General features: G+C 65.1%; 12 protein-coding genes. All 12 read right to left on the reverse strand.

Going from position 1 to position 6,106, the window contains the following annotated elements; genetic code table 11:
• Window positions 1-12: 12 nt before the first annotated feature.
• Complete coding sequence (rpsQ, locus tag AC06E6_RS15135; RefSeq protein WP_055767498.1) at window positions 13-282, reverse strand: 30S ribosomal protein S17; 270 nt, start codon at window positions 280-282, stop codon at window positions 13-15.
• Between the two features lie 11 nt (window positions 283-293).
• Entirely contained in the window at window positions 294-479 is a 186-nt protein-coding gene (gene rpmC / locus AC06E6_RS15140; RefSeq protein ID WP_055767495.1) for a 50S ribosomal protein L29, read from the reverse strand.
• A complete protein-coding gene (gene rplP / locus AC06E6_RS15145; RefSeq protein ID WP_054663318.1) occupies window positions 479-892 on the reverse strand; it encodes a 50S ribosomal protein L16 in 414 nt (137 codons plus the stop codon). Before rplP ends, rpmC begins: the two co-directional genes overlap by 1 nt.
• A 5-nt stretch (window positions 893-897) precedes the next feature.
• Window positions 898-1,632, reverse strand: a complete 735-nt coding sequence (gene rpsC, locus AC06E6_RS15150; protein WP_054663315.1) for a 30S ribosomal protein S3 — start codon at window positions 1,630-1,632, stop codon at window positions 898-900.
• A 2-nt stretch (window positions 1,633-1,634) separates the two neighbouring features.
• Entirely contained in the window at window positions 1,635-1,970 is a 336-nt protein-coding gene (gene rplV, locus AC06E6_RS15155) for a 50S ribosomal protein L22 (RefSeq protein ID WP_054668596.1), read from the reverse strand.
• Between the two features lie 12 nt (window positions 1,971-1,982).
• Entirely contained in the window at window positions 1,983-2,252 is a 270-nt protein-coding gene (gene rpsS, locus AC06E6_RS15160; protein ID WP_104938139.1) for a 30S ribosomal protein S19, read from the reverse strand.
• 6 nt (window positions 2,253-2,258) lie between these two features.
• Window positions 2,259-3,086 (reverse strand): 50S ribosomal protein L2, encoded by an 828-nt coding sequence (gene rplB / locus AC06E6_RS15165; protein WP_056931946.1) that lies wholly within the window; start codon window positions 3,084-3,086, stop codon window positions 2,259-2,261.
• Window positions 3,087-3,096: 10 nt separating this feature from the next.
• A complete protein-coding gene (gene rplW, locus AC06E6_RS15170; RefSeq protein WP_054663307.1) occupies window positions 3,097-3,396 on the reverse strand; it encodes a 50S ribosomal protein L23 in 300 nt (99 codons plus the stop codon).
• Window positions 3,393-3,998, reverse strand: a complete 606-nt coding sequence (gene rplD, locus AC06E6_RS15175) for a 50S ribosomal protein L4 (protein WP_054668595.1) — start codon at window positions 3,996-3,998, stop codon at window positions 3,393-3,395. Before rplD ends, rplW begins: the two co-directional genes overlap by 4 nt.
• A gap of 12 nt (window positions 3,999-4,010) precedes the next feature.
• Entirely contained in the window at window positions 4,011-4,661 is a 651-nt protein-coding gene (gene rplC, locus AC06E6_RS15180) for a 50S ribosomal protein L3 (RefSeq protein ID WP_054663304.1), read from the reverse strand.
• Between the two features lie 11 nt (window positions 4,662-4,672).
• Window positions 4,673-4,984, reverse strand: coding sequence for a 30S ribosomal protein S10 (rpsJ, locus tag AC06E6_RS15185; protein ID WP_005408208.1), 312 nt, complete (start codon window positions 4,982-4,984; stop codon window positions 4,673-4,675).
• Window positions 4,985-5,383: 399 nt separating this feature from the next.
• Window positions 5,384-6,106 (reverse strand): hypothetical protein (locus tag AC06E6_RS15190; RefSeq protein ID WP_478061872.1); only part of this gene is annotated, 723 nt, incomplete at its 5' end.

The raw sequence follows: 6,106 nt of genomic DNA on the forward strand, positions 1-6,106 counted from the left end.
GATTCAGGCTCCTTATTTCGCTGCGCGGGTGATGATTTCCACCACCCGCCAGTTCTTGGTCTTGGACAGCGGCGCAATCTCGGTCACACGCACGAAATCACCTTCGTTGCAGGTGTTCTCGGCGTCGTGAGCGTGCAGCTTGGTCGAACGCTTGATGTACTTGCCGTACAGGGCGTGCTTGACCTGGCGCTCCACCAACACGGTGACCGTCTTGTCCATCTTGTTGCTGACGACACGGCCTTCGACCGTGCGCAGCGTCTTGCTTTCAGTATTTTCGCTCATCGCAGCCATCCTTACTTCGTGCTGCCGATCAGGTGCTTGACGCGAGCGATCTCGCGGCGCACCCGGCGGGTTTCGTGGGTCTTCGGCAGCTGGCCGGTGGCGGCCTGCATGCGGAGCGAGAACTGCTCCTTGCGCAGGTCGACCAAGTGGGCCTTCAGTTCGTCAGCCGACTTCTCGCGGAGTTGTTTGATGTCCATCAGCGCACCGTCCGGGTCACGAAAGTGGTGGTGACCGAGAGCTTGGCCGACGCCAGGCGGAACGCCTCGCGCGCCACTTCCTCGGAAACACCCTCGATTTCATAGATCATGCGGCCCGGCTGGATCTGGGCGACCCAGTACTCCACGCCACCCTTACCGGCACCCATTCGGACTTCGATGGGCTTCTTGGTGATGGGCTTGTCCGGGAAAACGCGGATCCACATCTTGCCGCCACGCTTGACGTAACGGCTGATCGAACGACGGGCCGCTTCGATCTGGCGCGCGGTCAGCTGGCCGTGAGCGGTGGCCTTCAGGCCGTACTCACCGAAGCTGACGGCATTGGCGCTCCAGCTCAGGCCGTCGTTGCGGCCCTTGAACATCTTGCGGTATTTGGTTCGCTTGGGTTGCAACATTGCCGTTACCTCGCTTCACGAGCCGGGCGCGACGGACGGTCGGCACGGTCGCCACGATCATTGCGATCGCTGCGCGGGCTGTCGTCCTGCTTTTCCTGGCCAACCTGGGAGAAATCGAAGACCTCGCCCTTGTAGATCCAGACCTTGATGCCGATGATGCCGTAGGTGGTGCTGGCCTCAGCGAAACCGTAGTCGATGTCGGCGCGCAGGGTGTGCAGCGGCACGCGGCCTTCGCGGTACCACTCCGAACGGGCGATTTCAGCGCCGTTCAGGCGGCCAGCCACGTTGACCTTGATGCCCAGGGCACCCAGGCGCATCGCGTTGCCGACCGCACGCTTCATCGCGCGGCGGAACATGATGCGACGCTCCAGCTGCTGCGCGATCGACTCGGCGACCAGCTGCGCGTCCAGCTCCGGCTTGCGCACTTCGGTGACGTTGATGTGCGCCGGAACGCCCATCACTTCGCTCACTTCCTTGCGCAGCTTCTCGATGTCCTCACCACGCTTGCCGATCACCACGCCCGGGCGGGCGGTGTGGATCGTCACGCGCGCGGTCTTGGCCGGACGCTCGATCAGGATCTTGGAGATACCGGCCTGCGCCAGCTTCTTGCGAAGCATCTCGCGGACCTTCAGGTCGGCCGCCAGGTAGCTGGCGAACTCGGCCTTGTTGGCGTACCACTTGGAGTTCCAGTCCTTGGCGATGCCCAGGCGGATACCAATCGGATGAACTTTGTGACCCATCGTTATTTGCCCTCGCCCACGACCACGGTGATGTGGCTGGTGCGCTTGAGAATGCGCGTGCCGCGGCCCTTGGCGCGGGCCATGAAGCGCTTCAGGCTCGGACCTTCATCAACCATGATGGTCTTGACCTTCAGCTCATCGACGTCGGCGCCCTGGTTGTTCTCGGCGTTCGCGATGGCCGACTCCACCACCTTCTTGATGAGGGCAGCGGCCTTCTTGTCCGAGAACTTCAGCAGATTGACCGCACGCTCGGCCGGAAGGCCGCGCACCTGGTCAGCGACCAGACGGGCCTTCTGCGGGGAGATGCGCGCGGTGCGCAGGATTGCTTTCGCTTCCATCGTCATCTCTCCTTACTTGCCCGACTTCTTGTCAGCACCGTGACCCTTGAAGGTCCGGGTGATGGCGAATTCGCCGAGCTTGTGGCCGACCATGTTCTCGTTGACGAGAACCGGTACGTGGTTCTTGCCGTTATGCACGGCGATGGTGATGCCTACCATTTCCGGCAGGATCATCGAACGGCGCGACCAGGTCTTGATCGGCTTCTTGCTGCCCGCAGCGGCCTCCACCTTCTTGACGAGGTGGTGATCGACGAACGGGCCCTTCTTGAGTGAACGTGCCATGGTCGATTAGCCCCTACGATCGCGGACGATGAACTGCTGGGTGCGCTTGTTATGGCGCGTCTTGTAACCCTTGGTCGGGACACCCCACGGGGTGACCGGATGCGGATTACCCTGGCCGGCCTTGGCCTCACCACCACCGTGCGGGTGGTCCACCGGGTTCATGGCGGCACCGCGGACGGTCGGGCGGACACCGCGCCAACGCTTGGCGCCGGCCTTGCCCAGCTTCTCCAGGTTGTGCTCGTCGTTGCCGACTTCACCGATGGTGGCGCGGCACTCGACCGGCACCTTGCGCATTTCACCCGAGCGCAGGCGCAGGGTGGCGTAGATGCCTTCGCGAGCCACCAGCTGCACCGAAGCACCGGCGGCGCGGGCGATCTGGGCGCCCTTGCCCGGCTTCAGCTCGATGCCGTGGATGGTGGTACCGACCGGGATGTTGCGCAGCGGCAGGGTGTTGCCGGTCTTGATCGGCGCATGCGCGCCGGAGATGACCTGGTCACCCGCCTTCAGGCCCTTCGGGGCGATGATGTAGCGGCGCTCACCGTCGACGTAGCACAGCAGGGCGATGTGGGCGGTGCGGTTCGGATCGTATTCGATGCGTTCCACGCGCGCCGGAATGCCTTCCTTGTTGCGCTTGAAGTCGATGATGCGGTAGTGCTGCTTGTGGCCACCGCCCACGTGACGGGTGGTGATGCGGCCATGGTGGTTGCGACCACCGGACTTGCTCTGCGACTCCACCAGCGCCGCGTGCGGTGCGCCCTTGTGCAGATCGGGCGTGACCACGCGCAGGGCCGAACGACGGCCTGCGGAGGTGGGCTTGAATTTCATCAATGGCATGGGATGTACCTCAGGCCTTGGCCGTTACATCGATGGACTGGCCATCGGCCAGACGCACGTACGCCTTGCGCCAATCGCCGCGACGGCCAGCGCGGTTACGGAAGGACTTGCTCTTGCCCTTGACGTTGACCACGTTGACGGCCTCGACCTTGACGTCGAACAGCTGCTCGACCGCGGCCTTCACATCGGCCTTGGTTGCTTCGTTCGAGACTTCGAAGACGTACTGGTTGGAGAGTTCCTGCAGGCGCGCGGTCTTTTCGGAGACTCGCGGAGCGCGCAGCACGCTGAAGATTTTTTCGTTGCTGCTCATGCCAGCCACTCCTCGACCTTCTTGACCGCATCGGCGGTGATGACGACCGTGTCGGCACCCACCAGCGCGACCGGATCCAGGCCCTGCACGTCACGCACCTGCACGTAGGGCAGGTTGCGGGCCGACAGGTACAGATGCTCGGACGCCTCTTCGGTGACGATCAGCGGACGCTTGCCCACTTCCAGGCCAGCCAGCTTGCCGATCAGACCCTTGGTGCTGGTCGCTTCCACGTCGAAGGACTCGACGATGGTCAGGCGGCCCTGGCGGTTCAGCTCGGACAGGATGGCGCACATGGCGGCGCGGTACTGCTTGCGGTTGACCTTCTGCTCGAAGCTGCGCGGCTTGGCCGCGAAGGTGACGCCACCGCCGACGAAGATCGGAGCGGTCAGGGCACCGTGGCGAGCGCCACCACCCTTCTGCTTCTTCGACTTCTTGGTGGTGCCGGCCACTTCAGAGCGCGTCTTCTGTGCCTTGGTACCGGCGCGAGCGGCGTTGCGGTAGGCAACGACGACCTGGTGGACCAGATCCTCGCTGAAATCGCGACCGAACACGGCTTCGGAGACCGAGACCTTGTTGTTGCTACCCGTGATAACGAGTTCCATCGTCATCTCTCCTTATGCCTTGCTCGCCGGACGCACGATCACGTCGCCACCGGCAGCGCCCGGAACGGCACCACGGACGGCAATCAGACCACGCTCGACGTCGACCTTGACCACTTCCAGGTTCTGCGTGCTCTGCTGCACGGCACCCATGTGGCCGGCCATCTTCTTGCCCGGGAAAACGCGACCCGGGGTCTGGCGCTGGCCCAACGAACCCGGCGCGCGATGCGACAGCGAGTTACCGTGGGTGGCGTCGCCCATGGTGAAGTTGTAGCGCTTGATGGTGCCCTGGAAGCCCTTGCCCTTGGTGACACCCTGGACGTCGACCTTCTGGCCAACGGCAAAGATGTCCGCCTTGACTTCGCCACCGACGGCGTAATCGCCGATCTGGGCGTCCTCGACGCGGAATTCCCACAGGCCACGACCGGCTTCGACCTTGGCCTTGGCGAAGTGGCCGGCTTCCGGCTTGTTCACCAGGGCGGCGCGACGGGCGCCGACGGTCACCTGCACGGCGCTGTAGCCGTCGGTCTCGACGGTCTTGACCTGCGCGATGCGGTTCGGGGTGGCTTCGATCAGGGTCACCGGGATGGACTGGCCGTCTTCGGTGAAAACGCGGCTCATGCCGGCCTTGCGGCCCACGAAGCCCAACGAATACTTCTTCGTCATGGTCGCAGTCCTCAGGTCAGCTTGATCTGAACGTCGACGCCGGCAGCCAGTTCGAGCTTCATCAGCGCGTCCACGGTCTTGTCGTTGGGGTCGACGATGTCGAGCACGCGCTTGTGCGTGCGGGTTTCGTACTGGTCACGCGCGTCCTTGTCGACGTGCGGGGAAACCAGAACGGTGTAACGTTCGATCTTGGTCGGCAGCGGGATCGGGCCACGCACTTGCGCGCCGGTCCGCTTGGCCGTTTCAACGATCTCGCTGGCCGAGCGGTCGATCAAGCGATGATCGAACGCCTTCAGCCGAATCCGGATCTTTTGGTCCGCCATGACGGTGTTCCTATAGGTCTAAAGAGCGACAGGCCCGGCCTCTTGTGTACCGGACCCCATGAATGCGCGGCCACACCACCCGGCCAGCGCGCGAATCCCTTCAAAACAGCAAGGCGGCCCGGTTTCCCGGCCCGCCCCAGACGCAAACAAACGCGCAGAAAGCGCCCCGATGTCCTGGAGCGACCCACGCGACCTGTCCTTAGTCTGGCGAATACGAAGCGCGTCCTGCCCTTCATTTCGCTGGTTGCGGCGCCCATGCAAGCATGAGCCCCGCGAGTGGTCGTGCATTCTGTCAGCATTCCCGGGGCTTTGCAAGTCCCGGGGGCCGCCTGCCTCTTGCGCTTCAGCTGCCGGCCATGCTTGGCCGGCGGCGGCGGGGGCCATGCCGGCCCCGACGCCTCATTGCGGGTCGGCCGCGGTCTGCAGCAGGCTGTTGAACAGCAGCTTGAACGAGCCGTGGGCCTGCGCGCGGAAGGTGATGTCCGTGCCGAAGAAGGTCAGGCGCCCGGCGCCGACGTCGGCCTCGGCGGCCAGCACCCCGCCCTGCAGGTACTCCTGGCCCCAGGCCCAGCCGCTGCGCAGCGGGGCGGCCGTATCGAAGCGCAGCAGCGGGCGGATGTCGGCGCGGTCGGCCGGCAGGTCGAACACCGGGGCATTGTCCCAGCGGCCGTCGGAGAAGTACACGTCCAGCCGCGGCGGCAGCCCCCAGTTGAGTGGGCGCGACTTGTCCACCGCCACCTGCAGCACGCTGCCGGGGATGTAGTACTCACGCTGGCTCAGGGCCCTGGGCTGGCCATCGGCGCCGGCCACCTGCAGGTGGCTGCGCAGCGGCAGGCCCAACTGCAGCGCCAGCCCGCTGGACGAGCCGGTCGCCACGACATGGCCGCCCGCCTGCAGGAAACGGCGCAGTGCCGCAACCGCGGCCTCGCCCTGCAGCTCGCCCAGCAGCGGGTGGAACTCGGCCGGCAGGGTGGCCGGATCCGGCGAGGCCGGGGCGCGACCGGCCCGGCCCTCGACCGCCAGCTCCGCCGGCAGCGGCAGCGCGCCACTGGGCAGGATCAGCACGTCGAACCGGCTGCGCAGGTCGCCGTCGAGGATCTGCCGCGGATACACCACTTCATA

This window comes from Stenotrophomonas sp. Steno-Z10-HUANG (assembly GCF_056393075.1).

Coding starts and splice junctions, on each gene's coding strand:
- rpsQ (WP_055767498.1), bottom strand. CDS start 282: ATGAGCGAAAATACTGAAAGCAAGACGCTGCGCACGGTCGAAGGCCGT.
- rpmC (WP_055767495.1), bottom strand. CDS start 479: ATGGACATCAAACAACTCCGCGAGAAGTCGGCTGACGAACTGAAGGCC.
- rplP (WP_054663318.1), bottom strand. CDS start 892: ATGTTGCAACCCAAGCGAACCAAATACCGCAAGATGTTCAAGGGCCGC.
- rpsC (WP_054663315.1), bottom strand. CDS start 1,632: ATGGGTCACAAAGTTCATCCGATTGGTATCCGCCTGGGCATCGCCAAG.
- rplV (WP_054668596.1), bottom strand. CDS start 1,970: ATGGAAGCGAAAGCAATCCTGCGCACCGCGCGCATCTCCCCGCAGAAG.
- rpsS (WP_104938139.1), bottom strand. CDS start 2,252: ATGGCACGTTCACTCAAGAAGGGCCCGTTCGTCGATCACCACCTCGTC.
- rplB (WP_056931946.1), bottom strand. CDS start 3,086: ATGCCATTGATGAAATTCAAGCCCACCTCCGCAGGCCGTCGTTCGGCC.
- rplW (WP_054663307.1), bottom strand. CDS start 3,396: ATGAGCAGCAACGAAAAAATCTTCAGCGTGCTGCGCGCTCCGCGAGTC.
- rplD (WP_054668595.1), bottom strand. CDS start 3,998: ATGGAACTCGTTATCACGGGTAGCAACAACAAGGTCTCGGTCTCCGAA.
- rplC (WP_054663304.1), bottom strand. CDS start 4,661: ATGACGAAGAAGTATTCGTTGGGCTTCGTGGGCCGCAAGGCCGGCATG.
- rpsJ (WP_005408208.1), bottom strand. CDS start 4,984: ATGGCGGACCAAAAGATCCGGATTCGGCTGAAGGCGTTCGATCATCGC.